A 25,139-nucleotide genomic window follows, 5' to 3' on the forward strand; every position below is an offset into this window, starting at 1 on the left:
TCGCGCCTTTTGCCATACGGTAAAGAGAAGCCTATGGCCCTCTTGCCGGATCGGTGTGGAAGCCGACGCCGACCGCACCCTTGCGGATCGGATAGTTGTGCGAGACCGGGTCGAGCTGCGGGAACAGGGCGTCAACCGCCGTCTCACGCTCCATCGGCGGAACCACGAAGCGCTCCTCGAAGGTCGGCATCGATGTCAGCCGCCAGATCGCCTCGACTTCCGCCGCGGTGGTCTTGCCTTCGGACAGCGCCCGCTGCACCTCCTCGTCCGGAATGTCCTTGACCTTCCTCGAACGCATGTAGACGCGCACCGCAACCAGCTTCTTGTAGACGTCGCGGATGATCTCCTCATTACCGCCCGCCAACAGGCTCGCCATATAGCGAAGCGGAATACGCGACCGCTCGAGCGAACTCATCAACGGTCCCAGCCGCGATTCATTGGCTATGTTGTCATAGACCCCGTTCTCCACCTTGGCCAGAACCGGCCCCAGCGGCGGCACATAGAACAGCATCGGCAGCGTGCGGAACTCCGGATGCAACGGCAGCGCGATGCCCCATTTCTTCACGAACTGGAAAACCGGAGACTTCTGCGCAGCCTCGATCTTCGCATCTGGAATCCCGTTCGCCCTCGCGGCGGCGATGATCTCCGGATCAAACGGATCCTTGATGATGTTGCGCTGAGCCATCACCAGCTGGTCCTGCGGCGACTTCGCGGTCTCCTCGATCGCATCCGCATCGTAAAGCACGAGGCCGATATACCGGATGCGTCCGACGCAGGAGTGGAAGCACGCCGGCGGCTGGCCGCTCTCCAGACGCGGATAGCACAGGATGCACTTCTCGGCCTTGCCGGTCGACCAGTTGAAGTAGGTCTTCTTGTAGGGGCAGCCGGAAACGCACATGCGCCAGGCGCGGCAGCGTTCCTGGCTCACCAGCACAACGCCGTCCTCACCGCGCTTGTAGAGCGCGCCCTGCGGACACGCCGCAACGCATCCCGGATTGAGGCAATGGTTGCAGATGCGCGGCAGATAGAAAAACACCGTGCTGTTGATCTCGTTGATCTGGCGCATCTCCTCGTCGGAAGCGCCGTCGAAGTTCGGGTCGTTGTTGGCGTAAACCTGCGAACCGCCGAGGTCGTCGTCCCAGTTCGGACCCGCCTCGATCGTGTCCATGTACTTGCCGGTCACCATCGAGATCGCCCGCGCAGTCGGCTGCTCGTCGGCCAGCGGCGCATTGATCAGGTTCTGGTAGTCGTAGGTCCAGGGCTCGAAATAATCGTCGAGCGTCGGCAGATAGGGGTTGTAGAAAATGTTCGTCAGCGTGCCCCACTTGCCCTGCAGCCGCAGCCGCAGGCTCTTCTGCCGCTGACCGTCAACCACCCAGCCGCCACGATACTTGGTCTGGTCTTCCCAACGTGTCGGGTAACCCGTACCCGGCTTGGTCTCCACGTTGTTCCAGTACATGTACTCGGTGCCCTTGCGATCGGTCCAGATGTTCTTGCACGCGATGCTGCAGGTGTGGCAACCGATGCACTTGTCCAGGTGAAAGACCATCGAAACTTGAGCTCGGATGTCCATGTGTATACTCCTTCGTTCCTATGGCTCGTTCTTATCGTTCCCTCTTGTTATCGTTCGAGCTTGGCGGCCTGGGATCGTGCTTGTGGTTTCATGCTTGTGCTTGCGCGGTTCTCGTCTTTATCAATGCTCACGCGGCGCATCTCGCTGAGATGCGCCACAATACCCCCGTCCCCGGCTCCGCGGGTTTGCTTTTGGTAGTTGGTGCAGCTTGGACGACGATCGCCTCGCTGCGGTTCCTGCGATTTCTTGCTGCAATGTCTTCGGGGCGCAGGTTTACCCCGAAGAATTATAGTCGCGCCTCAGTCCACGTCTTGACGCGAATTAGGCCGAAGGCAACTCGGCAGCCGATCTGACTTCGGTCTTTTTGTCCGACATCTGATCCGCGATTTTTTGCCGTGGCGTCACCACGGGCATGCCGGTACGGAGGCCCGCGTCGGGTAATGCACCCTCAAGATCAGGCTTGCGAGCAGTCATGCGCCGGAAGGCTTGCGCCAGTCCGACCTGGAGACTGATAGCCGCGCTGCGGAAAGCGTCCCATAACGTCGCCATGCCCTGGTTCGGTACCAGGAACGACGCTACTCCGGACTCCGGCAATGTCCGGTTCAAAACGAGGCGTGAGGCATGCGAAGGGACAGCAGGTTTGGCGTGAGCATGCTCATGGTCGTTGTCATTGCGCGGCAAGACGGCCGGCAATTGTAGAACCGTAGCGGTTTGACCCTCAATCAGGCGGTTGATCTTTACAACCTGCCCGTTCGGGAATTCCAAAGCGTCATGTTGAACGTACGGATCATCGAGGTCCACCTGCCGAAAACTGGCGACCTTATATTTCACTTGGGCGCTGCCAAAAATTCGCACGCCAAAAATTTTGGGACTGAAGGTGCGATCATGTTGAACGGCGGCATCAAAGGCGAGTTCCGTTCCCGGAAGCAGGCAGACCGCCACCTGGGGCGTGTCGTCATGAACGACAAGTTTGGTTCCAAGTTCGCCAACGGCGGCAAAGCCACGCGCCTTCGATCGCGCAAGCTCCATCGTAACCAGTTTGTCGGCTACCCTGGCGGGGCGCGAGGAGACGTGATGCAGGCTGTAATCGCACATGAAAGGCTCCTCAAATTCGCATCACACATTTGCGGCCTTAACATCAAAGTGCACACTTAGTTCCTGAAGTCTCTCGCCTTCCCGCCGTTAATACCAATCAATTTTCCGGCATGGACCTCACAAGTTACCCCTGATGCAGATCGATCGGGCGTAACGGATTTTACGATCTGGATATAATGCGGCTTGCCGCTGTGAACGGACCTATCGCTGAGTGGGACTGATGCCGGGGAACCGACCGCGGATCCAGGTCGCAGCGCGTGTTTCGTCGCGTTCCTATTTGAAGACAGCTCCGCCGATGACGAGTTCAGCTCCGCTGCCATCCTCAGCACTCGTGTCCAGTCCCGACACCGCACCAGGATTAAACACCCAGAATCTTTCACCGTTTCCGTGAAGCGGTGAAAGACTCTGGCGCAGCGCAAAAGATGGAACGGGGAGAAGCGTTCCTCGGAGATTTGTCCGCGCGTCACGAGACTCGGGCACGAACAACAGCGCCCAAACGCGGCAAGCATTTGAGCAATGCAGGGTAGCGCATTACATTGAAGCCGATTGTGAAGATCGCTCCGAAGATCGCCCGGATGTGCTGAATGAAAACGCCGGCCCGGCGCGCTCAAGCGGAGACGATCCGTTCAGCGGACGATCAAGGGTTACAGCTGTTCCGCCACCTGGGTCAGCAGCTTCTTGGCTTCTGCACGCGCCAGCTTTTCATACTGGAGAAAGTTGGTTCTTTCGCCGTTATCGAGAAGAACCTCGAGGTGCAAGGTCTGTCTGATGTCGGTTTCTTTATCCACGACCTCGATTAACAGTCTGCCCCACAGCTTCCCGAAAGGGGCGTGATCGTCCAAGGCAAACTTCGTGTCGTCCAGCTTGATCGGCATCCCAGTCCTCATTTTGATTTGAAGGCTCAAACAATAAGTCTCGAGGACACTCCGAATAGCTCGGTACAGTGCCGTGATGCAACTGGGGAATCCGGGTTGCGAGGATAGCTTGAATATGCGATGGGCAGGATAGTCCGTCCTGCCGCCGTGTTAGGGTGCGCCTTGACGTGGCTTTAAGCGCTCGCGCCTGCGTGATGACATGTAAGACCGGCTTGCAATGAACCGGCGGAAGCTGCACGCCCAAACACAGGGTTGCCGCCGCAGTCAGCGGACCGGCTTGATCGCAGGCGGGCCCATATCCAGATCGAATGCAACCGTGCATGGCAGCTGATACCCCGAATCCGAAAGTCCGACGGAAGGCGCTACGCCGTGAAGCGAGTTTCGGATTCGATAAGGATGGTGTCCCGGAGAGAATTTCAGAACGATACCGGCCGCAACAGGGAGAAGGACGGATATGACGGTTTCCACGGAACGTGCGGTTCTTGCCGGCGGCTGCTTCTGGGGTATGCAGGCCTTGTTGCGCCGGCATCCCGGCGTGATTTCGACCCGGGTCGGCTACACCGGCGGCGACGTGCCGAATGCCACGTATCGCAACCACGGCGATCATGCCGAGGCCATCGAAATCAACTTCGATCCGAAAGTGACCAGCTACCGGCAACTGCTGGAGTTCTTTTTCCAGATTCATGATCCAACCACGGAGGACCGTCAGGGTTACGATCAGGGCGTAAGCTACCGTTCGGCGATCTTCTACACGAGCGACGAGCAGAAGCGGATTGCCGAGGAAACCATCGCCGATGTCGATGCGTCCGGTCTTTGGCCTGGCTATGTTGTCACCGAGGTTGAGCCGGCTGGGCCGTTCTGGGAAGCCGAGCCCGAGCATCAGGATTATCTGGAACGGTTTCCGAACGGATATACGTGTCACTTCGTCCGGCCGAACTGGAAGCTGCCGCGCAAGCAGGAGGCCGGTCAGGCCACGACGGACAGCGGCGTGCGTTGAGGATGGCGGAAATTCCCAAATCTGCTCGGAGAGCCGCCCGGTTGCAGAACTTCGGGTAAAAGAACCTTGGTCTGACGGTCTCAGGGGCGGCCGGTAGAGCCGGTCGAACGCTCGGCGGTGCCGTCCAACTTTGCCAGCCGTTCGGCCTCGGCGAGATCGTCGGTCGTGTTGATATTGAAGAACGGATCGAACGGTGCGGTCGGCCATGACACTGCGGCAAGCCGGTAGCGCGCGGTCCAGCGATCGACTTTTCTGATGCCTTCCGCCGTCAGCGCCTGGCGTAGTTCGTCGCGCAGCGTCACGTTCCACAGTCCGATCACCGGATGCGTCCGCTCTCCCGAAACGGCGACTGCAAGCTCGGAATCCTGTTGGTTCCGCGCGTCATGCAACCGAGCCACCAGATCGCGCGGCAGGAACGGGCAATCGCCCGGGGCGCTCACGATCCATTGAATGCCCGATCGCTGCTGCGCCGCCCAGTCGAGAGCGGCGAGGATTCCGGCGAGCGGCCCAGGAAAATCCGCCACGCTATCGGCGACCACCGGCAGACCGAACGCCGCAAACCGCGCCGGATCGCCATTGGCGTTGAGGACGAGACCGCGGCATTGGGGGACCAGGCGCGCGATGACGCGGTTCAGGATGGTCTGCCCGCCGATCTCGCGCATCGGCTTGTCGCCGCCCCCGATGCGCCGTGCAAGCCCCCCGGCGAGAATGACCGCGGGAGTTGGCGGATATTCTGAAGGGAAGGCTGCATCGATACGGGTCATGGGACCCACAACAATAGGACGTGATCAGCCGGAAAACATCCCCCGAACCGGGTCAGGATTGGAGCCAATGTAAGATAAAGGCGCCGTCCGCCGGTTGACGGTCCAATCGGGATTCGCCATGTTTGCCCCATGCTGATATCGAAACTCGATCTGACCGGGTTGAAGTGCCCGATGCCGGCGCTCAAGACCCGTAAGGCCTTGAAATCGTTGACGCCTGGCGAGCGGCTAGAGGTGCACTGCACCGACCCGCTCTCGGTGATCGATATTCCCAACCTGATCCGGGAGACCGGCGATTCCGTGGAAATCACCGAACGCGCGGAGCGGCGGATCGTTTTCCTCATCAAAAAAGCGGGAGCGTCCTCCTCGCTGGAGGACCGCTTCGGATCGTTGTCGCTGCGGTCCTTGTGTCCCTATACGAAGTGAGGCTACCGGAGCCTCTATTGGCGTAAGCCGTTACCGCGCACCCGGCGAATCATCTGTTCGACATGCGGGATCGGGGTTTCCGGTTGAATACCGTGGCCGAGGTTGAAGATCAGCCGGCCAGCGGCAAAATTCGTCAGCACGTCGTCAACCGCCCGATCAAGCGCCGCACCGCCGGCGATCAGTGCCAGCGGATCGAGATTGCCCTGCACGGCCACCCGGTTCTGCACCTTGTCCCGGATCAGGGACGGTTCGGCGGCCCAGTCGATGCTGACGGCATCGACGCCGGTCGCTTCGATATAGGAGGGCAGCAGGGCGCCCGCGCCGCGGGGGAATCCAATGATTTTGGCGTCCGGAACTTGCCTGCGCACGCCCGCGACAATGCGTTTGGTCGGCTCAATTGACCACTGCTCGAATTCGCGTGGCGGCAGCACCCCCGCCCAGGTGTCGAAAATTTGCAGCGCATCCGCGCCCGCCTGGAGCTGGCCGAGCAGATAGCGGATCGAGTTGTCGACGATGGCGTCGATGACCTTTGCGAAGGCGTCGGGGTGGCGATAGGCCATCATCCGTGCCGGCGCCTGATCGGGCGTGCCTTGTCCGGCGATCATGTAGGTGGCGACCGTCCATGGCGCACCGCAGAACCCGATCAATGCCGTTTTGGAATCGAGTTCGCGCTTGACGCGGCGCAGGGCCTCGAACACCGGCTCAAGCTTCGTCATGTCGGCTTCGCTTGAAAGCGCGGCTATCTTGTCCGGCGTATCCAGCGGATCGAGCCGCGGACCTTCCCCGGCTTCGAAGCGCACCGTGCGCCCGAGAGCGTAGGGAATGACGAGAATGTCGGAGAAGATGATCGCTGCGTCGAACGCGAAGCGGCGGACCGGTTGCAACGTCACCTCGGCGGCGAATTCCGGCGTGAAGCAGAGATCGAGAAAGCCGCCGGCTTTGGCGCGCAACTCGCGATATTCCGGCAGATAGCGGCCCGCTTGCCGCATCATCCAGATCGGTGGTACGGCCTGGCGACGGCCTGAAAGAACCTCGAGAAATGGCTTGTTCGTTGGATCCTGGACCAAGGCGTATTCCGTAATGTGGCTGTGGTTTCTCAAGGTCTGATACACGACCGGCAGGGTCTTGGCCACGGCATCGGCAGCCCCCGCCGCCGTTCAGCGTGAGGGGCTGCGAACCAGAGCATTTTTCGCTTCTGATTGAATCAGAAGCGAAGCTCTGGATTGTTGTTTCAGCCATGCAGTTTCGCCGCCGTCTCCGCAATCATCCTGCCTTGATAACGCGCGCCTGCGAGTTCGTTCGCGCTCGGCTGGCGGCTGCCATCGCCATTGGCGATGGTGGTCGCGCCATAGGGTGCTCCACCGGTGACCTCCTTCACGCCGGTCTGGCCGGCGAAGCCGTAGTTCAGGCCGACGATCGTCATGCCGAAATGTAGCAGGTTGGTGATGATCGAGAACAGCGTTGTTTCCTGGCCGCCGTGCTGGGTCGCGCTCGATGAAAAGGCGCCGCCGACCTTGCCGTGCAACGCGCCCCTGGCCCACAGGCCGCCCGCCTGATCGAGGAAACTCGCCATCTGCGACGACATCCGTCCGAACCGCGTGCCGGTGCCGACGACGATCGCGTCATAGTTGGCGAGGTCATCGACTTTCGCCAGCGGCGCGGCCTGGTCGAGCTTGAAGTGTTTCGCCTTGGCAACCGCTTCGGGCACGAGTTCGGGCACCCGCTTGACGTCGACCGTGGCTCCGGCTTCCCGAGCGCCGTCCGCGACGGCGTTCGCCATCGCCTCGATATGCCCGTAGGCGGAATAATAGAGAACGAGAACCTTTGCCATTTTTGGCCTCCGCTTTTGAGGGAAGATGCGCGGCGGTCAGGCCGCGCATCGCGTTTGCTGTGTTGGGTGGACGGCTTACGCCGCGTCGACCAGCACCACTTCGGAATCCTCCAGCGCGGTGATGCTCACCGTCGCCTCGTCACGAATGGCCGCGCCGTCGCGGGCGTTGACGCGCACGCCGTTGACTTCGACCGCGCCCACAGCGGGGACGAGATACAGGTTGCGCGTTTTGCTCGCCGCGTAGCTTGCGCTCTCGCCGGCTTTCAGCGTGGTGGCGAGCACGCGCGCATCGGCGCGGATCGGCAGCGCGTCGCTGTCGGTCTCAAATCCGCTGGCGAGCGTGACCAGCCTGCCTGGGCGATCCCCTTTCGGAAACGGGTGAAGTGTGTCTCGTCGCGCGACAAAGTCACGCTACCCCCCTTTTATTGCCTGAAACGAACCTTTCTGTCGCCTCAAAGGTTTGAGGAGGTATCGGCGTGTGACGCATTTGACGAGGTGACACATGCTCAAGCACGGAGTTGTCCTGTTTTCCGGAATTCTCGCGGGGTGCATCGCAGCAGGCGCGCACGCGGAAGAATATCGCGGCACGTTCGCCCAAAGGATGGCCTGTACGCCTGATGTCTTCAGGTTATGCGGAAGCGAAATTCCGGACGTCGGCCGTATCGTTACCTGCCTGCGGCAGAATCAGACTCAGCTCGGCGGGCCGTGTCGCGCGGTGTTCGAGTCCAACGCCCAAGCGGCCGGCGATGACATCGCGGCAAGGTCAAACGGAGAAGCGGTGAAGGCAGGCGGTGACCAATAGTCGCCGGTTGAGCCGACAGACGCCGCTCTCAGGCCACGGGAACGAAGGCCGGACGTTGACGGCTGCTGCTTGCGAATTTCCGGGTTGTCATCGGCTTGCCGAATAGAAACCCCTGGATGAAATCGACGCCGATGCCATGCATCGCGAGGAAATCGTCGCGGGTCTCGACGCCCTCAGCTACCGTTTTGACGCCGTGGCTCTTGGCCAGATTGACGATCTGGCGGCAGACCGACCGCTTGAGGCGCGCGGACGAGCTACCGTCCACGAATTTACGATCGAGCTTGATCTCGGCGAATGGAAATTTATTCAGCGCGGCCAGTGCCGGCCATTCCGTGCCCACATCATCAATGGACAGGCCGATATTGTGGAATCGCAGCCGATGCGCAGCTTCAACCGCAAGCGGTAGATTCTGCACGACTTCGCTGCCGTCGACCTCCACGGTCAAGCCATCGAAGGCTGGATGATTCGGGAGCTGCAAGCGCAGGTCCTCGACGGCATTGGAGTCCGTGAAGAAGGCAAGCGGCAGATTGATGGAGATGTGAATGCTGCCCGACTTGGCAACGAGATAGCGCCAGTCCTGGAAAACCCGGCCGATGACGAAGTCCGACAGGGCGCGAAAATGAGGATCATCTTCATCGGGAATGAAGTGGGCCGGCGGGACGATTCCCCAGTTCGGGTGGCGCATTCGAATCAATGCTTCGGCGCCGCCCAGCGAAAGGCTTCGCGCGTTGATTTTCGGTTGATACCAGAGTTCGAGCCATCCAGCGCCGAGCGCTTCGGCTACGTCGACCGGCGGCGATGGAGGTTCGGCCGGCACCAGTTCGGCGACGCGCGCGTGCAAATCCCTGTCGCTGAAGGGCGTCGGCAACACCTGCAACAAGTCGAGCGCCAGATTTTCCCCAAGCTCCCGGGCGGCCTTGACGGCCGGCGTATCCGGCCGTCCGATCAGCAGCACCTTTGCGGCGCAGGCCCGTACCGCCAGCAGATTCAAGATGTCCGAAACCGACAGGCCGTTCATCGAGAAGCTGATGACAATGATGTCGGGGAAATCGGAACGCAACGAAGCATCAAGGTCGTCCAGCATTGCGCAAGCATGCGGAATGAAACCCTGTTCTTCGAGCGCTTCGCAGAGCAATGATCGTACGTGATACTTGCTTTCGACAATGCAGGCGCGGGGTTTCATCCTTCGCTTGCCGAAAGGCGCTTCCGCGGTTCGGGCGTCCGGCTTGGCTATATCCGTCATACTTGAGTCCTCGCTGGCGGGACGCCAACGTGAACTCTTTCTTATGGCTCCATCAGGGTTCGTTGTCGTAATGCACTGCTCGTGCACCGGAGAATGTCGGCGCATCGTTAACCTTGATAAAGCAATTCAAGATTGAATCGAAAGGTAACCGGGAAGTCTGAACCGCAAGACAGTCCTATGCCGGGCTCACGAATCCGCAAGGGGCGACGTGGGCCAGGGGCAGGCGAGCCTGCACCGGACGAAGTCCGCGACGAGTCATGTCCGCAGGAGGGCCGCGGTCGCGACCGCCAGCGCGATGATCGCCGCTGCCGCGAAACTCAATTGCCAAAGGCGCTGCCGCCTCGCTTCGTTCCGGTCGTGGAATGCCAGCCAGTCCCGGACAAATTCCGGCGGGATATCGTAGACGACCGCCTGCCTTCTGCTTTGATGTGTTACATGCTCGGCGAACATGGTCCTGACTGTGGACACTCCCAGCCGCTCCAGTTCGCAATGCCACTGCCAGGCGCGCTCGCCGTTGGTCCATCTGTTTTCAAAGGGAAGTCGTTGCGATTTCATCCTCCAATATGTGTCCGTTGCCGTCTGGGCCTCGCGATGTTCTCTCGCTGCCGCTGCCTTCGGTGTGCGCTTGAAATGTTAACGCCGAGAAAGCCCTCCGTTCAATCGCGTTTTTGCGGCCGCGTGGCTGCCCGTTTCGCACACGCGGAGCTTTGCCCTTGTGTGAGCCTGACACCCAACTGGGATCAGGACGGCGGAATTTCACATGCAGGGGGTTGTTCGGATTGACAGTTCGGTGCGCCATGGCCTAGAAACCGCGCATCCCGGGCGGTTTGGCCGCGAGTCGGGAGGATGTGTATTTTCGGCCTGTCGCATACGGCCTTTGGAAAACCAGGAACATTCCCATGAAGGTCCGTAACTCCCTGAAATCGCTGCGTTCGCGCCATCGTGACAACCGCCTGGTCCGCCGCAAGGGCCGGATTTACGTGATCAACAAGACCCAGCGCCGTTTCAAGGCCCGTCAGGGTTGATCCACGCGCATCCCGCCGCGGCAGATCGTCCATAATCCGTTGTCACAGTTCCTTGATGCACCCCGGCCTTGCCGGGGTTTATTGTGTCTGCTGCCTCTTGCGGTGACCGAAACATCTCCGTCACGTCCTGATCTGATCCGCCACTGTGGATGGAATCGAACCCCCGCATGACGCCGGAGCGGGATCGATCCGTGGAACGGAGAACCGCCGTGGTGTAGGCTCGAAAGCTCGCGTGATTTCCGGAGCTTGTGAATGCTACAGAGAATGGCCGCGGTCGGTTGGTTTTGTTCAGCGCTGCTCGCTTTCGCAGCGACTCTAGCGCCGGCCGTCGCGTCCGCGCAGTCGCCACCGCGCAATTCTCCGCAGACCACGCCGCCTGAAGCCGCTCAGCCGGGCGATCTGCCGCGCCCGCCATCGAGCCTGCCGAGAAGCCCGAAAGAGACGGCTCGTGGACTCGATTTCCTGTTCGGAGCCCTCAAGGCCGCGCCGGACCGGGAGAGCGCCAGGCATGTGGAGGCCCAAATTCTGGCGCTGTGGAGTCGGTCTTCGAGCGACACGACTTCACTTTTGATGCAGCGCGTGAAGATAGCGACGGACGCCAAACAACTCGAGGTCGCGCTCAAACTGCTCGACGCGGTTTTGAAACTGCGGCCCGACTACATCGAGGGCTGGAGCCGGCGCGCGACCCTGCACTACATGCGCAACGACTATCAGCGTTCGCTTGAGGACATCGAGCAGGTCCTGATCCGCGAGCCGCGCCACTTCGGAGCGCTTGCAGGTCTCGGCATGATCATGCAGGAACTCGGCGATGACAGGCGCGCGCTTGACGCCTTTCGCAAGGCGCTCGCGGTCAATCCTCATCTCGAGAGAGTGCAGGAACTGGTCAAGAGCTTGACCGAAAAGGTCGAAGGGCGCGATATTTGATCGCGAGCCTGTAATAGCAAGGACGTGTCAGTATGCTCCGGCGCTGAAATTAACCAGGGTCGTCATGAGTCTTGGAAACAATTTTGGCTGACGCGCGATCCTGGCCAACGTCAAGCTTCCCCGGATCGACGACTGACAGCCCATGTGAAGGTCGGTAATGAGGACGGCTACTAATGCAGCGTATTGCCTTCGCGAACTGCCGCATAAAGCCGTTGTAACTCATCCTCCAGTTGCTCGTTAATCATCAGGAGCGCCATCAGCGCGCCGCGAATGTCGCCGTCGCATGACGCCACGATCTCGTCTATAACGGCTTCGCCTGCTTCAAAACTCATCTGATCCACTCCGGTTGAAGTCCTCCACCTTCCATCAAGAACGTGAATAATTTCTGCAAGCCGATTCGGGTTCCTGTGGATAATGAGGATAAGCGGACGAGGTCGAGGCACACCGATTCGATCCTGATCCATTAGGCCAGGATGGAATTCCGCATATGCTTCCTAAAATGCCAGCGTAGATACTTGACTCAATTATCCTGCCAGTCAGGGATCGGCAGCTTCCCGCGCCGGGTCCTCACAGCATTCCGAGGGCATGCATATAGGTTTCGAGGATTGTTTCCTGCTCCTGACGCTCATTGGCGTCCTGCTTGCGCATCCGCACGATCGTTCGCAGCGCCTTGACGTCATATCCGTTGCCCTTGGCCTCGGCGTAGACGTCGCGAATGTCGTCGGAAATGGTCTTTTTTTCTTCTTCCAGCCGCTCGATGCGCTCGATGATGGCCCTGAGCTGATCCTTCGCGAATCTGGTCGCGGGCTCTTCCTTGGCGGCGACAGCGGTGGCCATCCTGTTACTCCTGATTAACGATGACTGATATGAAAGACGACGTCGGGGAATGTGAGCCCGGACAAGCTCGCCGCCGGTCACATTTGAAGGCCGACACTCCCGAGCGGCGCGCCCGGCGTCAAGGCGGCCATCGCTTTCATCCACAGCGACCCTCATCCACAGCGACCCATCGGGCCATCGCCAATGAAATCAATGACCGCCAGGATTCGTCTTCATCGCTGCGAGTTGCTCCGGCGTCGCCTCGCTCTGATGTTTCGCCTTCCAGGTCTCATAGGGCATGCCATACACCGCCTCTCGGCTTTCGTCCTTGGTCAGGACGGCGCCTTTGGCGTCAGCGGCCTCCTTGAGCCAGTTTGACAGGCAGTTGCGGCAGAAACCGGCCAGATTCATCAGCTCGATATTCTGAACGTCGCTACGGGATCGCAGATGCTCGACCAGTCGACGGAATACCGCCGCTTCCAGTTCGGTTCTCGTTCTGTCATCAATGGTCATGGACTGATCTCGCCATCGCCTGTGAGTGGAGCATTTCACAGATTTTACCATATCGTGGGGCAAAAAAGGAGTTCTCAGGCCGGAAAATGAGCACCTTGACATGAAAAGCCAGCTCCGACCGTTGACAGGCGCGGCGGGTCACGCGAAATCAGCGCGAAACGATTTGCCCGACTAATGACCATATCAGACCACCCCCTCTTTCCTACATTCTCGCGGCGCGCGAGCATCGCGGGCATGTTGCCCGCTCTCGGCATCCTTGTCGTCTGTCTGTGGTCGGCGCCCGCAGCCGCAGACTTCCGGCTTTGCAATAATACCTCCAGCCGCGTCGGCATCGCCCTTGGCTACAAGGACGCAGATGGCTGGACCACGGAGGGCTGGTGGAATGTCTCATCGCATGCTTGCGAGACGTTGCTGCGAGGCACGCTCATCGCACGTTATTATTATATTTATGCTCTAGATTACGACCACGGCGGCGAATGGTCGGGACAGGCTTTCATGTGCTCGCGCGATAAAGAATTCACAATCAAAGGCACCGACAATTGTCTCGCGCGGGGCTTTGACCGCACCGGCTTCTTCGAGATCGATACCGGAGACCAGCGCGCATGGACTGTACAATTGACGGAGTCCGGCGAACACGGGCCGCAGCGCGTGCCCGGGCTGCCTGCACAAGGTGAAATGCCTGGTGCGTCCGACACCACTGGCGGCCCGCCTCCGGGCGCGTCTGGACTGACGCCAGGCGCGTTGCCCGGACGCAAGCCATGAGACGCCTGCGCCGTATCAAAATACTCGCCACTCTCGGGCCCGCTTCATCCGACAGCGCGATGGTGCGCCGCCTGTTCGAGGCTGGAGCGGACGTTTTCCGCATCAACATGAGCCACACCACGCATGACAAGATGCGCGAACTGGTAGCGACGATCCGCAACGTCGAAAGCAGCTACGGTCGTCCGATCGGCATTCTGGTCGATCTTCAAGGACCCAAGCTCCGGCTCGGCTCATTCGCTGACGGCCCGATCCAGTTGAGCAACGGAGAAACCTTCGTTCTGGATTCCGACAAAAGTCCCGGAGACAAAACCCGGGTTCACCTTCCGCATCCAGAAATCCTGGCGGCGCTGCGTCCCGGTCACACTCTGCTGCTCGACGACGGCAAGGTGCGTCTGATCGCCGAAGAAACTTCGCCCGAGCGCGCAGTGACACGCGTCGTCGTCGGCGGCAGGATGTCCGACCGCAAGGGAGTCAGTCTGCCCGATACCGATTTGCCGGTGTCGGCGATGACACCCAAGGACCGCTCCGATCTCGATGCGGCGCTGGAAGCCGGCGTCGACTGGATTGCATTGTCCTTCGTGCAGCGAGCGGACGATGTCGCCGAGGCCAAGAAGGTGATCCGCGGCCGTGCGTCGGTGATGGCCAAGATCGAAAAGCCGCAAGCGATTGACCGACTGCCCGAAATCATCGAAATGGCCGATGCCCTGATGGTCGCGCGCGGCGACCTTGGCGTCGAATTGCCGCTCGAACAGGTTCCCAGCCTGCAAAAGCAGATGACACGGATGGCGCGGCGCGCCGGCAAGCCTGTGGTGATCGCGACGCAAATGCTGGAATCCATGATCCTGTCGCCGGTGCCCACCCGCGCGGAAGTCTCCGACGTCGCCACCGCGGTTTACGAAGGCGCGGATGCCATCATGCTTTCCGCCGAATCAGCGGCCGGAAAATATCCCGTCGAAGCCATCTCGACCATGAACCGGATCGGCGAAGAGGTGGAACGCGACCCGATCTATCGGGGCGTGCTCAACGCGCAGCGCGCCGAGCCGGAGCCTACCGTCGGGGACGCCATCGCCGACGCCGCCCGGCAGATCGCAGAGACGCTCGATCTCTCCGCGATCATATGCTGGACCAGCTCAGGCTCGACAGCGTTGCGTATGGCACGCGAGCGCCCGAAGCCGCCGGTGGTGGCCATTACCCCGAACCTTGCGACGGGGCGCAAGCTGGCCGTGGCTTGGGGCGTGCATTGCGTGGTGGCGGAAGACGCTCACGACCAAGACGACATGGTCGACCGAGCCGGCTCAATTGCTTTCCGCGATGGATTTGCCAAGGCAGGCCAGCGCATCATCATCGTGGCCGGTGTGCCGCTCGGTACGCCGGGCGCGACTAACATGGTCCGCATCGCCTTCGTCGGTCCGAACGGTGAAACCGGTGTTTAGAGCATGATCCCGACCCGAAGGGCCGCGCCAGCGCAAAGTGGAAACCGGTTTTCGGAAAAGATCACGCTCCTTCAACGCAGTTGAAACAGACTCTCGAGCCCTTCCGCTTCTGATAGAATCACAAGCGGGCTCTATGATTTTGTTTTGTCGCGTTTTCTTCACGCGAACCGGTGCCCACTTCGCCGGAAAATGCTCTAGCGCGGCGAGCCCGCGCGCGCCACCAGCGCGGTCGTCGTCAACCTGGCAACAGCGGATCCGGTAAATCGATCGCAGACCATGCCCATCTGCGAATCATCGGAGAAAGCCATCGTGATCATTCGGTCCGGCTTATCGAAATAGACCTGCATCAGGGTCATGTCCTGTTCGCCCATGGCAGTCGCCAACATTGTGCGGCTCGCGCTTGGGGAGAGGATCATCGCCCGCATCCAGGCATCGCCGTGGCGTGCTGTTGCCGGTGCTAAACGGCGGGATATCGATACGGGGGACTTTTGGCCTTGAGCGCCTTTGGCAATGACGGTGGTCACGCTGTCCACCGCCATCGGGTTACGCGCGGGGCGCGCCGCCGGCCGGATAGGCGGGATCGATGCGGTCGCGGCGATGATGGGCGTGCGGCGGATGTCCTTCTCCGACGCATAGGCCAATGCCTGTAAGGGATCGGAAACACTGCCGGTCGGGTGCCGGTCGGCTGCGGTGACCGCCTGGCGCGCGCTGACGGCGGCTGCGATCTGCTTGGGCGTAGCCTGATTCGGGGCCGACGGGATTTCATCCCAGAACCCGCGGGAATTGATGATATCGGCGGGGGTCTGGGGTTTGCTGTCGGTCGCCAGTTTCGCGGGCGGCGACGGCGGAATTGGTTGCGCGTCGGCGGCCGCCAGCTTGAAAGCTCCCGGTTTCGATCGCGGCAGCGGGATCGGGTTTGCTGAGGCTGCGGGTACGGCGGTAGCGATCATCTGATCCGGCGGGGCAGCCGGGGTGTCGTCAGATTCGTCATCCTCGTCGGCCGACTTGCCGCGGAACAGCGCCATCAGGAAGTTCGATGGACTGCTGTTTGCAGCACTTTCCTCACCGCCGTGCCGCCGCCGCTTTTCGATATCGGCCATCGCCATCTGATAGCCCGGCAGCGGGTTGCCGTCCGAGGGAATGTGCACGGTGCGGCCGTTCGGGAAGACACGCACCAGTTGATCATGGGTCATGCGCGGCCAGTGTCGCACATGCCCGGTATCCAGATGGACGAACGGCGAACCCGATTTAGGATAGAAGCCGACGCCGCCGCGCTGGAGGCGAAGTCCGGCGAACCGGATCTTTTCGAGTTGCACACCGGGAATGAAGAAGTCCATCGCGTGGCCCAGCATGTGCTGGCTGAATCGCGCGACGCCGCTGTTTTTGGAGCGGCGGCGAAGCAGGGCGTTGGTGGCCGGAGAGCGGTAGGCGGAAATGATGTTGATCGGCTGCCTTGCGCCGACGTCGCGATAGACCTCCCAGAGGATGTCGAAGAGATGACGATCCATGGTGGTCTGCTCCTGGCTGCGCCAGTCGCGGAGAAAATGATTGAGTTGTTTCAGCGCGCCTTCGTCATAGCGGCCGTCGCGCTTGAAGGTGACCGTGAGGTTCTCCTTGGAATGGGTGTGATGAAACGACAGGGTGCGCGTTTCGTTCAGCGCGGCGGCATCATGCACCGATCCAGCGCCCGCAAGCAGAAGAAGCGACGACAGACCGATGCGATAACCGGTCCGTGAAATCGACAACGATTTCAAGCCGCGTGCAAAACCAGCAAGCACGTATGAGCCCACCCGGAAGACGATCAAGTCGGAAGGCCCTTCCACAAAACCCCATGTGAAAGGGCATAAACCCAAGTCGTAGGGCAGGAGGGTTAACGCAGATTTATCTTACCGTCCTGCTCTAGAATATAACTAGCTCGCTGACTGTGGCAAAAAAGAGCCAGGTGGTTGAGGAGGGGTGGATAAGGGTTAACGTTACAAGGGCTTCATCACGCGATGAAGCCCTTGTTTTTAATCAAGTAATCTAGTTTTAGACAACGCATGAAGGAAATTAGCGCCGGTATATCGGCCGGCGGCGGTCGTCGTATTGCGGAGGCGGGGTCTGGAAACCGAACAGCCGCTCGAAGAACGATGGGCCGCCATTGTCGAAACCGCCTCCAAACCCGCGGTTTTCATTGAAGGCCATTCCTTGCGGAATATTGCCCCGGGGACGGGAATAGTTCGGCTGGGCGTGAGCGACAACCGTCTCGAGATCGCGTCCATTGGAGTTTCGGAGCAGGGCCAGCATCTTGGCGTCGCGGCCGTAGACGTCCGCGCGAAGCTGCAATTTACCGGCCTGATCCACAAACGCGGTTTGATAGGTGATATGCACCGGAACCGGAGTTGGGAAATTGATGTTGAACTCGTTCCGCCCATACATGCTCCGGATTTTTTCCGGCGTGTAGTGCTCCTGCGGAAGAACGATGTTGAGCAACGTGGCGGCGTACTGATCCGGGTTCTGAACCCGCATGCAGCCGTGGCTGAAGGCGCGCTTGTTTTTTGAAAACAGGTGTTTGTCCGGCGTATCGTGCTGGTACACTAGAAACTTGTTTGGAAAATTGAAGCGGATGCGGCCCAGCGCGTTGCGTTCGCCTGGCGGTTGCGAAATGTGGATGCCGCCGTTGCGGTCGCGCTCCAGCTTGAGGCCCATACGCGACAGCACGGTCGGATCTTGTTGCAGGGCGGGAAGGTATTCCTTGTAGATGATCGAGGGCGGCACGTTCCAGGTCGGATTGACGGTGATGTACTTCATCGTTTCCGTCAGAAGCGGCGTCGCATGGAGTCCCGGCTTGCCCACGACGACGCGGGTGCTCCAGATCTGCGCTCCATGCTGCATCACCTTGAGCGAATAATCCGGGATGTTCAGGATGGCATAGGCGTCGTCCAGCGATGGAGCCCCAAGCTCGCGCGGCAGCCAGCGCCAGCGCTCCATGTTGACGATGATGGTGTCGATGGTGTGATCCTTCTTCGGACCGTTCAGGGCGCGGACCGTATTGTTGCCCAGGATGCCGTCGGGCTTGAGATGATGGCGAGCCTGGAATTCCCGCACCGCGGCGGCGACGTCGGCATCGAAACGGGTGTCGTCAGGATTTTGAGTCATGCCCAATCGTGCGCGAATCTGCGGCACGCGCGGATCCTCCATCACGGCATTCTTGCGGAATACCAGACCCGGACCGTTTGCAATTTCGATGAGGGGTCCTTCGGACGCCTTGCGCAGTTCGGCGAGCTTCTGCTTCAGTTCCCGATAAAGCTCATGCGGCGGGTTGTAGCTGTCGAGCGCCGCGGAGGAATCCTTGGCGGTGGTGACGTTCGTCAAAACCTGCTCGGGGTCGATGGGGTGTTCGGGATACTGAACATCAGCGGTGACCTGCGACCAGTGCATCCTGCCGCTCTGCGCCTGACGGGCGTAGTCCATCATGCTTGCGGTCAGCTTCAGGTCGGCCTCTGCAAGCTGCTCCGGCGATGACGCCGCCGCAAAATCCGGTACCGGATAGTCGGAAGAGTTAAGGCCGTCGGCTGCCGCGTCCCTGAGACGCGCAATCACGCCTTGAGCCTGCGTATTCAGCGTGCCGCCTGCCGTCCAGAGAGGCGCGTAGCTCCGCGCGGTATAGAATTTTTCAACCGCCGCCCGCTCAGCCTTCCGGGAAAAAAGCTTGGTTGCATTGGCATCGAGCAATTCATGCAGTTTTTCGGCCGCCGGCTGATCCGCCGGAGGGACGTGGCTTGCGGCTTTGACCGGTTCGCCGGGCTGTTCGGAGTTTGCCGCGGCGCCGGCCTCTGGGCGAGGCGTCACATCGGGACGAATCGTCGCGGTCGCATCCTTTGCTGCTTCGCTTGGCTTTTCGCCTGTCTTGATGCCGTCCGATGGAGCCGCAGTGACATCGGCAGGCTTGGCGTCAGTAGCCTCCGGCTCGCCCGGCTTGGGCTCGCCAGACTTGGTTTCGGCAATCTCGGGCTTGGAGCTTGACTGCGGCTGAACGCCCGAGGGCTTCGAATCGGAAGAGCTCGAATCGGAAGAAACTGTTTCGTTCGACGGCGCCGTTGCGTTCGAAGACGTTGCGTTTGAAGACGTATCGGAGTTCGAGGCGGCCGCCGCTGTATCCGCAGGCTTCGGATCGGCTGCGCTTGTATCGTTTGCGCTCCTGTCGGTCTTTTGGTCGTCCGGCTTCGATTCGCTGACGACGGGCGGTGCGGGCTGCGCGTCATCGGTCTTGAGATCGGCTGCCGTGGGGGGCGGAACGTTGGCTGGCTCTGGCGTTGGCACCGCTGCGTCGATCGCGAGTTCTGCCGCGCTCTTCTTTGCTGTATCCGCCTGAGCAAAGGCGGCCGAGGTCGAAACCGCTAAAAAGGTGGCTGCAAGCACTGACAGGATGCGATCAAATCCTGTCCGGTTAGTCGGGTAGTCTCGCATTCTCGCACCCCTCGGGTGAAACTGTTCAGGTGAAATTGTCCTCACGGAACAATTTGCTGGTGAATTTTTGTCCTGCGTCCGCCGAGGTTTTGATTCGGCCTTTACGACACGCGGATAAACCACGCACACGTGATTCCGGCAGCCAGCGCCGCAAGGGGCAACTCACGACAAACTGACCTCAAAAGACGCCGTTGGCAACGCGATCCGTTGTTTTGACGCGTATTTTCCGTTGGTCTGTCACTACGCCGCAACGGTTCATCCTCACCTGCGCACTCTCACGTGATGAGGGCAATGCATGCCGTGCACCTTTGCGACGTGAACGCGATCCAGCCTGTTACTGTTCCTCTTTCGCGGCGATGTCATCGAGTTTGCGGTAGAGTGTGGATCGTCCGATTTTCAATCGACGCGCCACTTCGGACATTTGTCCGCGATAATGCGAGATTGCGAAGCGAATGATGTCGGCTTCCAACTCCTCGAGCGGGCGGACTTCGCCATCTTGAGCGAACAATGGCAGGCTGCCCGCATCTGGCGCAGGCGCGAGAGGTATTTCATTACCGGGAACCCTGTCCGGGGCTGTTCGCTGCGGCATCGGCTCCATGATAAGGGGCTCGCCAGCTTCGGCGTCCGTAGCCCGGTGATCACCCGTGGCGGGTTGCTGGCCGATGGACGGAAAATCCGAGGGGCCAAGGTGCGTGTCCTCGCTCAGGACGACGGCGCGGTAAACGGCGTTTTCGAGTTGGCGAATGTTGCCGGGCCAGTCGAGTTGCGACAGGGCAGCCATTGCCTCGCCGCTGATGCCCTTGATCAACCGGTTTTCCTCGGCGCAGAAGCGCGCCAGAAAGTGCCGCAGGAGATTGGGGATATCGCCGCGTCGCATCCGAAGCGGCGGGATGGTCAGCGGCAGCACGTGCAGGCGGTAGAATAGATCTTCCCTGAAATGTCCGGCCTTGACGCGATCGAGCAAGCGGCGGTTGGTGGCCGAGATGATGCGGACATCTACCTTGACCTGCTTGTGACCGCCGACCGCTTCGACCGCGCCTTCCTGCAACGCGCGCAATAGTTTGACCTGCGCGGCCAGCGGCAACTCGCTCACTTCATCCAGAAACAGCGTGCCGCCGGAGGCGTCGACGAACTTGCCGGTGTGGCGCTCGGTCGCGCCGGTGAACGATCCCTTTTCGTGGCCGAACAGGATCGATTCGACGAGGCTATCGGGGATAGCGCCGCAATTGACCGCAACAAACGGTTTGGTGCTGCGGTCGCTGGTGCCGTGAATGGCGCGTGCGAACAGCTCCTTGCCGACACCGGATTCGCCTTCGATCAGCACCGGGATCGACGAATTTGCCGCCTTTTTCGCGACCCTCATCACGTCGGCCATGGTCTCGCTGCGGGTGATGATGTCGGCGAATGTGAGGCGACCTTCGCGGCTGTGGCGGACACGTTGCAGTTCGTTCTTCAGCGCGCTGGCATTGAGCGCATTGCGCAAGCTGACCTGAAGGCGCTCGATGCCGACCGGCTTGACGACGAAGTCATGGGCGCCGGCCCGCATGGCCGAAACCACATTGTCGATACCGCCATGCGCAGTCTGGACGATGACGGGGATGTTGAGGCCGGCCTCGCGGATCCCCGCCAGCACGCCCATGCCGTCGAGGCCGGGCATCACGAGGTCGAGGACAAGAGCATCGATCGCCGGTCCGTCGCTTGCCGTCACCGCGGCGACGGCGGCGTCGCCGCTTTCGACCACCATCGTTTCATAGCCGCACCGCCGCACCATGTTCTCGACGAGACGACGCTGCACCGCGTCATCGTCGACGATCAAAATGGTGGCAGTCATGGCATTCCTCGCACTACAACTTATCTGTATTGAATCGGGGCACTTTGGCGGACGGGGATTAATGCGTCCTTAAGGTTTGTCTTCGCGCCGTCATGTCGCAACTGCTCTTCTGTTGATCGATATTCATAGAGAAAGTCTGGATCGATAATGGCTGCGCGTACTTCCTCCGCCTCACGCAAACCCGCGACTGTTCGCAAACACGCCTTCCGCCGCAAGCCGGCCAGAAAGGCGGCCGCCGTGAAATCGGGTGCGGGCGGTTTGCCGGAGTGGAATCTCGCGGATCTTTATGCGGGGATTGGTGCGCCCGAGGTCGTGCGCGATCTCGACAGGATCGATGCTGAGTGTAAGGCGTTTGAAGCGGATTACAAAGGCAAGCTCGCGACGGAAACGTCGAACCCCGAAGGGGGCACATGGCTGGCGGAGGCGGTGCGCCGCTATGAGGCGATCGACGATCTCGCCGGCCGGCTCGGCTCCTACGCCGGACTGGCCCATGCCGGCGACAGCGTCGATCCCGCGATCTCGAAGTTCTATGGCGACGTCTCGGAGCGTCTGACGGCCGCGTCGCTGCATCTGCTGTTTTTTCCGCTGGAACTCAACCGTATCGACGACGAGGTGATCGAGCGCGCCATGCACGCGCCCGAGCTCGCACATTATCGCCCATGGATCGAGGATAGCCGCAAGGACAAGCCGTACCAGCTTGAGGATCGTCTCGAGCAGCTCTTTCATGAGAAGTCGCAGACCGGCTACTCGGCATGGAACAGGCTGTTCGATCAGACTATCGCCGGGTTGCGCTTCAAGGTCGGCGCAAAAGAGCTTGCGATCGAGCCGACGCTGAATCTGTTGCAGGATCGCTCGCCGGAGAAGCGCAAGGCGGCGGGGCAGGCGCTGGCGAAGACGTTCAAGGCCAATGAGCGAACCTTCGCGCTGATCACCAACACGCTTGCCAAGGACAAGGACATTTCCGACCGCTGGCGCGGCTTTCAGGACGTCGCGGATTCACGCCATCTCAACAATCGCGTCGAGCGCGAGGTGGTGGACGCCCTGGTGGCTTCCGTGCGCGCGGCCTATCCGCGGTTGTCGCATCGTTACTATGCGCTGAAGGCGCGCTGGTTCAAAAAGAAGAAGCTCGCGCATTGGGATCGCAACGCGCCGTTGCCGTTCGCGGCGACCGGCGCCATTTCGTGGAACGATGCGCGCAAGATGGTTCTGACTGCCTATGACGAATTTTCGCCTGTCATGGCCGGCATCGCCGAACGCTTCTTCACCGACCGCTGGATTGACGCGCCCGTGCGTCCCGGAAAGGCGCCTGGAGCGTTCTCGCATCCGACCACGCCGTCCGCGCACCCTTATGTGCTGATGAACTATCAGGGCAAGCCGCGCGACGTGATGACGCTCGCGCACGAACTCGGTCACGGCGTGCATCAGGTGCTGGCGGCGAAGCAGGGCGCGCTGATGGCGCCGACGCCGCTGACGCTTGCGGAAACCGCATCAGTCTTCGGCGAGATGCTGACCTTCAAGCGGCTGCTGGCGCAGACGAAGAGCGCGAAGCAGCGGCAGGCGCTTCTGGCCGGCAAGGTGGAGGACATGATCAATACGGTGGTGCGGCAGATCGCCTTCTATACGTTCGAGCGCGCCGTCCACACCGAGCGCAAGAACGGCGAACTGACCGCGGAGCGGCTCGGACAGCTCTGGCTTAGCGTGCAGGGCGAGAGCCTTGGGCCCGCGATCGAGATCAAGCCAGGCTACGAGACGTTCTGGATGTATATCCCGCACTTCATCCACTCGCCGTTCTATGTCTACGCCTATGCCTTCGGCGATTGCCTCGTGAACTCCCTTTATGCGGTCTATGAGCACGCCGCCGAGGGATTCGCGGAGCGATATCTCGCCATGCTCGCGGCCGGCGGCACCAAGCACTATTCCGAATTGCTGAGCCCGTTCGGCCTCGACGCCAGGGATCCCAAATTCTGGGATGGCGGATTGTCGGTCATCGCCGGAATGATCGATGAGCTTGAGAGGATGGGGTAGGTTCTTGCGGGCGGCTCAGGTTCTGCGCGGCAAAATGGCGCAGTCTGTATCGGGGAGCCCCGTCAGCGAGGTTGAATTACAATCACAGCGTGTATTTTCCCGCGGGGCGAATTTCAGGCGCGCGGCCTGCTACGACGGATGCATGGGGCGACCAGGGCGGGCCGTGAGCCGGGAAAACTTGGCGGCCCCGGAATGGAAAAGGCGGAGCTTGTATATTTTTTGAACGTCAAAAAAGACGAGGACTTTGCCAAGGTGACCGCCACACCGTTGCTCTGTCCGCGCGATTGCGCTAATTCCTCAAGTGCAGATCAACCCTGGCTGGAGACTTGACGTGTCAGATCATAGTGAAATCGTTTACTCGACGGCGGAAGGCATGGATTACCCGGCGCACGAGAATACGTACAAAGCTTTCATCAAATTCGGGACGGTCGGCACGGTGATTGTGGTCACCATCGTCTCGTTGATGGCAATTTTCCTCACCTGATTGTCAATCTATCGTTCCGGCCGTTCTGGATTTCCGCTCGCTAGCAATGTGGCTGGTGCTTTAGTCATGCGTGGCCGTCGGCTGCGGGAGGCATCATGAAGATTGCCATAGCGAAAGAAATCGATGAGTCGGAACCGCGGGTGGCCGCGTCACCCGATACAGTGAAGAAGTTCAAGGCGCTCGGCGCGGATGTCGCAATCGAGCCGGGCGCCGGGACCAAATCGGGTGTGCCGGATTCGGACTTCATCGCCGCCGGAGCGGAGGTCAGCACCGAGGCCGTGAAAGACGCCGACGTCATTATCAAGGTAAGGCGGCCCGAGGCATCCGAACTGGCGCGCTACAAGCGTGGCGCGTTGGTGATCGCGATCATGGATCCTTACGGCAATGAGGCGGCGCTGAAGAAGATTGCGGATGCCGGCGTATCGGCCTTCGCCATGGAATTGATGCCGCGAATTACACGCGCGCAGGTGATGGACGTGCTGTCCAGCCAGGCCAATCTGGCCGGCTACCGGGCTGTTATCGAGGCGGCCGAGGCGTTTGGCCGCGCATTTCCAATGATGATGACCGCCGCCGGCACCGTGCCCGCCGCGAAAGTATTCGTCATGGGTGTTGGTGTTGCTGGCCTCCAGGCGATCGCCACCGCGCGCCGTCTTGGCGCCGCCGTTACCGCAACCGATGTTCGCCCCGCGACCAAGGAACAGGTTGAAAGCCTCGGCGCCAAATTTCTCGCCGTCGAGGACGAGGAGTTCAAGAACGCGCAGACCGCTGGCGGCTATGCCAAGGAAATGTCGAAAGAGTATCAGGCTAAGCAGGCGGCGCTGACCGCAGACCACATCAAGAAGCAGGACATCATCATCACGACGGCGTTGATTCCCGGACGGCCCGCGCCGAGGCTCGTGACTGCGGAGATGGTGCGCTCGATGAAGCCGGGCTCGGTGCTGGTCGATCTCGCGGTCGAGCGCGGCGGCAACGTCGAGGGGGTCCAGGCGGGCAAGGTCGTCGATCTCAACGGCGTGAAGGTCATCGGCTTCACCAACGTCGCCGGCCGCGTCGCCGCCTCGGCGTCCAGTCTGTACGCCCGCAACCTGTTTTCGTTCATTGAGACGCTGGTTGACAAGACGACCAAGGCGCTTGCGGTGAACTGGGACGACGAACTGGTCAAGGCCACCGCGTTGACCCGGAATGGCGCGATCATCCATCCGAACTTCCTGCCGAAAAGCGCATGATGATCACGAGCCCAGCCGGTCAGCGGATTGTTCCGGAGAACACGACGT

At 60.7% G+C, this 25,139-nt stretch carries 24 protein-coding genes and 1 pseudogene; 10 read left to right on the forward strand and 15 right to left on the reverse strand.

The features are described from left to right. Positions 1 to 31: 31 nt before the first annotated feature. The 3 genes from narH to NB311A_RS13450 all read right to left on the reverse strand — a co-directional run bounded on the left by narH (position 32) and on the right by NB311A_RS13450 (position 3,543). Positions 32 to 1,573 carry a nitrate reductase subunit beta gene (gene narH, locus NB311A_RS13440; protein ID WP_040675268.1) on the reverse strand — a complete coding sequence of 514 codons (1,542 nt, stop codon included), beginning with the start codon at positions 1,571 to 1,573 and terminating at the stop codon, positions 32 to 34. A 321-nt stretch (positions 1,574 to 1,894) separates the two neighbouring features. Beyond that, complete coding sequence (locus NB311A_RS13445; protein ID WP_009799144.1) at positions 1,895 to 2,668, reverse strand: hypothetical protein; 774 nt, start codon at positions 2,666 to 2,668, stop codon at positions 1,895 to 1,897. Between the two features lie 644 nt (positions 2,669 to 3,312). Further along, positions 3,313 to 3,543, reverse strand: coding sequence for a hypothetical protein (locus tag NB311A_RS13450; RefSeq protein WP_009799145.1), 231 nt, complete (start codon positions 3,541 to 3,543; stop codon positions 3,313 to 3,315). A gap of 454 nt (positions 3,544 to 3,997) precedes the next feature. Here NB311A_RS13450 and msrA point away from each other — a divergent pair, with 454 nt between their 5' ends. After that, positions 3,998 to 4,540 (forward strand): peptide-methionine (S)-S-oxide reductase MsrA, encoded by a 543-nt coding sequence (gene msrA / locus NB311A_RS13455; protein WP_009799146.1) that lies wholly within the window; start codon positions 3,998 to 4,000, stop codon positions 4,538 to 4,540. A gap of 80 nt (positions 4,541 to 4,620) precedes the next feature. Here msrA and mobA read toward each other — a convergent pair whose 3' ends face one another. Then, positions 4,621 to 5,304: a molybdenum cofactor guanylyltransferase MobA gene (gene mobA / locus NB311A_RS13460; protein ID WP_009799147.1), complete on the reverse strand. Its 684-nt coding sequence runs from the start codon at positions 5,302 to 5,304 to the stop codon at positions 4,621 to 4,623. A gap of 129 nt (positions 5,305 to 5,433) precedes the next feature. On the opposite strand from mobA, the gene NB311A_RS13465 reads away from it, so the two are divergent. Continuing rightward, positions 5,434 to 5,727 (forward strand): sulfurtransferase TusA family protein, encoded by a 294-nt coding sequence (locus tag NB311A_RS13465; RefSeq protein ID WP_009799148.1) that lies wholly within the window; start codon positions 5,434 to 5,436, stop codon positions 5,725 to 5,727. Positions 5,728 to 5,741: 14 nt separating this feature from the next. Here the strand turns inward: NB311A_RS13465 and hemE are convergent, their stop codons facing one another. The 3 genes and pseudogenes from hemE to NB311A_RS13480 all read right to left on the reverse strand — a co-directional run. Next, complete coding sequence (gene hemE, locus NB311A_RS13470; protein WP_050752125.1) at positions 5,742 to 6,794, reverse strand: uroporphyrinogen decarboxylase; 1,053 nt, start codon at positions 6,792 to 6,794, stop codon at positions 5,742 to 5,744. Between the two features lie 164 nt (positions 6,795 to 6,958). Further along, on the reverse strand, positions 6,959 to 7,558 hold the full coding sequence (gene wrbA / locus NB311A_RS13475; RefSeq protein ID WP_009799150.1) for an NAD(P)H:quinone oxidoreductase: 600 nt from the start codon (positions 7,556 to 7,558) through the stop codon (positions 6,959 to 6,961). 75 nt (positions 7,559 to 7,633) lie between these two features. Beyond that, positions 7,634 to 7,936 (reverse strand): annotated as a pseudogene (locus tag NB311A_RS13480) (hypothetical protein); the annotation flags it as partial. Positions 7,937 to 8,060: 124 nt separating this feature from the next. Between NB311A_RS13480 and NB311A_RS13485 the strand changes: the two are divergent. Further along, positions 8,061 to 8,360: a hypothetical protein gene (locus NB311A_RS13485; protein WP_009799152.1), complete on the forward strand. Its 300-nt coding sequence runs from the start codon at positions 8,061 to 8,063 to the stop codon at positions 8,358 to 8,360. 28 nt (positions 8,361 to 8,388) lie between these two features. Here the strand turns inward: NB311A_RS13485 and NB311A_RS13490 are convergent, their stop codons facing one another. Together NB311A_RS13490 and NB311A_RS13495 are read right to left on the reverse strand one after the other, a co-directional pair. After that, complete coding sequence (locus tag NB311A_RS13490) at positions 8,389 to 9,603, reverse strand: EAL domain-containing response regulator (protein ID WP_009799153.1); 1,215 nt, start codon at positions 9,601 to 9,603, stop codon at positions 8,389 to 8,391. Between the two features lie 255 nt (positions 9,604 to 9,858). Further along, on the reverse strand, positions 9,859 to 10,158 hold the full coding sequence (locus NB311A_RS13495; protein ID WP_009799154.1) for a hypothetical protein: 300 nt from the start codon (positions 10,156 to 10,158) through the stop codon (positions 9,859 to 9,861). A 344-nt stretch (positions 10,159 to 10,502) separates the two neighbouring features. Between NB311A_RS13495 and ykgO the strand changes: the two genes are divergently transcribed. Both ykgO and NB311A_RS13505 read left to right on the forward strand, forming a co-directional pair. Continuing rightward, complete coding sequence (ykgO, locus tag NB311A_RS13500) at positions 10,503 to 10,628, forward strand: type B 50S ribosomal protein L36 (protein ID WP_009799155.1); 126 nt, start codon at positions 10,503 to 10,505, stop codon at positions 10,626 to 10,628. Positions 10,629 to 10,880: 252 nt separating this feature from the next. Continuing rightward, entirely contained in the window at positions 10,881 to 11,552 is a 672-nt protein-coding gene (locus NB311A_RS13505) for a tetratricopeptide repeat protein (protein ID WP_207382382.1), read from the forward strand. Between the two features lie 170 nt (positions 11,553 to 11,722). Here the strand turns inward: NB311A_RS13505 and NB311A_RS22045 are convergent, their stop codons facing one another. The 3 genes from NB311A_RS22045 to NB311A_RS13515 all read right to left on the reverse strand — a co-directional run bounded on the left by NB311A_RS22045 (position 11,723) and on the right by NB311A_RS13515 (position 12,881). After that, a complete protein-coding gene (locus tag NB311A_RS22045) occupies positions 11,723 to 11,884 on the reverse strand; it encodes a hypothetical protein (RefSeq protein WP_009799157.1) in 162 nt (53 codons plus the stop codon). Positions 11,885 to 12,119: 235 nt separating this feature from the next. Next, positions 12,120 to 12,389, reverse strand: coding sequence for a DUF2312 domain-containing protein (locus NB311A_RS13510; protein ID WP_009799158.1), 270 nt, complete (start codon positions 12,387 to 12,389; stop codon positions 12,120 to 12,122). A gap of 189 nt (positions 12,390 to 12,578) precedes the next feature. Next, on the reverse strand, positions 12,579 to 12,881 hold the full coding sequence (locus NB311A_RS13515) for a DUF1244 domain-containing protein (protein ID WP_009799159.1): 303 nt from the start codon (positions 12,879 to 12,881) through the stop codon (positions 12,579 to 12,581). A gap of 234 nt (positions 12,882 to 13,115) precedes the next feature. On the opposite strand from NB311A_RS13515, the gene NB311A_RS13520 reads away from it, so the two are divergent. Next, complete coding sequence (locus tag NB311A_RS13520) at positions 13,116 to 13,643, forward strand: DUF1036 domain-containing protein (protein WP_009799160.1); 528 nt, start codon at positions 13,116 to 13,118, stop codon at positions 13,641 to 13,643. Next, positions 13,640 to 15,076, forward strand: a complete 1,437-nt coding sequence (gene pyk, locus NB311A_RS13525; protein ID WP_009799161.1) for a pyruvate kinase — start codon at positions 13,640 to 13,642, stop codon at positions 15,074 to 15,076. The genes NB311A_RS13520 and pyk overlap by 4 nt, the downstream gene beginning before the upstream one ends. Before the next feature lie 194 nt (positions 15,077 to 15,270). Here pyk and NB311A_RS13530 read toward each other — a convergent pair whose 3' ends face one another. From NB311A_RS13530 to NB311A_RS13540, 3 genes are all read right to left on the reverse strand, one after another. Beyond that, complete coding sequence (locus NB311A_RS13530; RefSeq protein WP_040675381.1) at positions 15,271 to 16,854, reverse strand: DUF882 domain-containing protein; 1,584 nt, start codon at positions 16,852 to 16,854, stop codon at positions 15,271 to 15,273. Between the two features lie 271 nt (positions 16,855 to 17,125). Next, complete coding sequence (locus NB311A_RS13535) at positions 17,126 to 19,525, reverse strand: L,D-transpeptidase family protein (protein WP_040675279.1); 2,400 nt, start codon at positions 19,523 to 19,525, stop codon at positions 17,126 to 17,128. A gap of 334 nt (positions 19,526 to 19,859) precedes the next feature. Continuing rightward, complete coding sequence (locus tag NB311A_RS13540) at positions 19,860 to 21,356, reverse strand: sigma-54 dependent transcriptional regulator (RefSeq protein WP_009799164.1); 1,497 nt, start codon at positions 21,354 to 21,356, stop codon at positions 19,860 to 19,862. A 147-nt stretch (positions 21,357 to 21,503) separates the two neighbouring features. Here NB311A_RS13540 and NB311A_RS13545 point away from each other — a divergent pair, with 147 nt between their 5' ends. The 3 genes from NB311A_RS13545 to NB311A_RS13555 all read left to right on the forward strand — a co-directional run bounded on the left by NB311A_RS13545 (position 21,504) and on the right by NB311A_RS13555 (position 25,091). Further along, positions 21,504 to 23,381, forward strand: a complete 1,878-nt coding sequence (locus NB311A_RS13545; RefSeq protein ID WP_009799165.1) for a M3 family oligoendopeptidase — start codon at positions 21,504 to 21,506, stop codon at positions 23,379 to 23,381. Positions 23,382 to 23,712: 331 nt separating this feature from the next. Continuing rightward, positions 23,713 to 23,865, forward strand: coding sequence for an aa3-type cytochrome c oxidase subunit IV (locus NB311A_RS20655; protein ID WP_009799166.1), 153 nt, complete (start codon positions 23,713 to 23,715; stop codon positions 23,863 to 23,865). 95 nt (positions 23,866 to 23,960) lie between these two features. Then, the gene (locus NB311A_RS13555) at positions 23,961 to 25,091 is read left to right on the forward strand and encodes a Re/Si-specific NAD(P)(+) transhydrogenase subunit alpha (RefSeq protein WP_009799167.1); all 1,131 of its coding nucleotides are present in this window, start codon (positions 23,961 to 23,963) and stop codon (positions 25,089 to 25,091) included. Positions 25,092 to 25,139: the final 48 nt, after the last annotated feature.

This window comes from Nitrobacter sp. Nb-311A, assembly GCF_000152905.1.
Taxonomy (GTDB): Bacteria; Pseudomonadota; Alphaproteobacteria; order Rhizobiales; family Xanthobacteraceae; genus Nitrobacter.

Excerpts from the sequence above, each read along its gene's own strand:
- narH (WP_040675268.1), bottom strand. The coding sequence starts at position 1,573 with ATGGACATCCGAGCTCAAGTTTCGATGGTCTTTCACCTGGACAAGTGC.
- NB311A_RS13445 (WP_009799144.1), bottom strand. The coding sequence starts at position 2,668 with ATGTGCGATTACAGCCTGCATCACGTCTCCTCGCGCCCCGCCAGGGTA.
- NB311A_RS13450 (WP_009799145.1), bottom strand. The coding sequence starts at position 3,543 with ATGCCGATCAAGCTGGACGACACGAAGTTTGCCTTGGACGATCACGCC.
- msrA (WP_009799146.1), top strand. The coding sequence starts at position 3,998 with ATGACGGTTTCCACGGAACGTGCGGTTCTTGCCGGCGGCTGCTTCTGG.
- mobA (WP_009799147.1), bottom strand. The coding sequence starts at position 5,304 with ATGACCCGTATCGATGCAGCCTTCCCTTCAGAATATCCGCCAACTCCC.
- NB311A_RS13465 (WP_009799148.1), top strand. The coding sequence starts at position 5,434 with ATGCTGATATCGAAACTCGATCTGACCGGGTTGAAGTGCCCGATGCCG.
- wrbA (WP_009799150.1), bottom strand. The coding sequence starts at position 7,558 with ATGGCAAAGGTTCTCGTTCTCTATTATTCCGCCTACGGGCATATCGAG.
- NB311A_RS13485 (WP_009799152.1), top strand. The coding sequence starts at position 8,061 with ATGCTCAAGCACGGAGTTGTCCTGTTTTCCGGAATTCTCGCGGGGTGC.
- NB311A_RS13490 (WP_009799153.1), bottom strand. The coding sequence starts at position 9,603 with ATGACGGATATAGCCAAGCCGGACGCCCGAACCGCGGAAGCGCCTTTC.
- NB311A_RS13495 (WP_009799154.1), bottom strand. The coding sequence starts at position 10,158 with ATGAAATCGCAACGACTTCCCTTTGAAAACAGATGGACCAACGGCGAG.
- ykgO (WP_009799155.1), top strand. The coding sequence starts at position 10,503 with ATGAAGGTCCGTAACTCCCTGAAATCGCTGCGTTCGCGCCATCGTGAC.
- NB311A_RS13505 (WP_207382382.1), top strand. The coding sequence starts at position 10,881 with ATGCTACAGAGAATGGCCGCGGTCGGTTGGTTTTGTTCAGCGCTGCTC.
- NB311A_RS22045 (WP_009799157.1), bottom strand. The coding sequence starts at position 11,884 with ATGAGTTTTGAAGCAGGCGAAGCCGTTATAGACGAGATCGTGGCGTCA.
- NB311A_RS13510 (WP_009799158.1), bottom strand. The coding sequence starts at position 12,389 with ATGGCCACCGCTGTCGCCGCCAAGGAAGAGCCCGCGACCAGATTCGCG.
- NB311A_RS13515 (WP_009799159.1), bottom strand. The coding sequence starts at position 12,881 with ATGACCATTGATGACAGAACGAGAACCGAACTGGAAGCGGCGGTATTC.
- NB311A_RS13520 (WP_009799160.1), top strand. The coding sequence starts at position 13,116 with ATGTTGCCCGCTCTCGGCATCCTTGTCGTCTGTCTGTGGTCGGCGCCC.
- pyk (WP_009799161.1), top strand. The coding sequence starts at position 13,640 with ATGAGACGCCTGCGCCGTATCAAAATACTCGCCACTCTCGGGCCCGCT.
- NB311A_RS13535 (WP_040675279.1), bottom strand. The coding sequence starts at position 19,525 with ATGCGAGACTACCCGACTAACCGGACAGGATTTGATCGCATCCTGTCA.
- NB311A_RS13540 (WP_009799164.1), bottom strand. The coding sequence starts at position 21,356 with ATGACTGCCACCATTTTGATCGTCGACGATGACGCGGTGCAGCGTCGT.
- NB311A_RS13545 (WP_009799165.1), top strand. The coding sequence starts at position 21,504 with ATGGCTGCGCGTACTTCCTCCGCCTCACGCAAACCCGCGACTGTTCGC.
- NB311A_RS13555 (WP_009799167.1), top strand. The coding sequence starts at position 23,961 with ATGAAGATTGCCATAGCGAAAGAAATCGATGAGTCGGAACCGCGGGTG.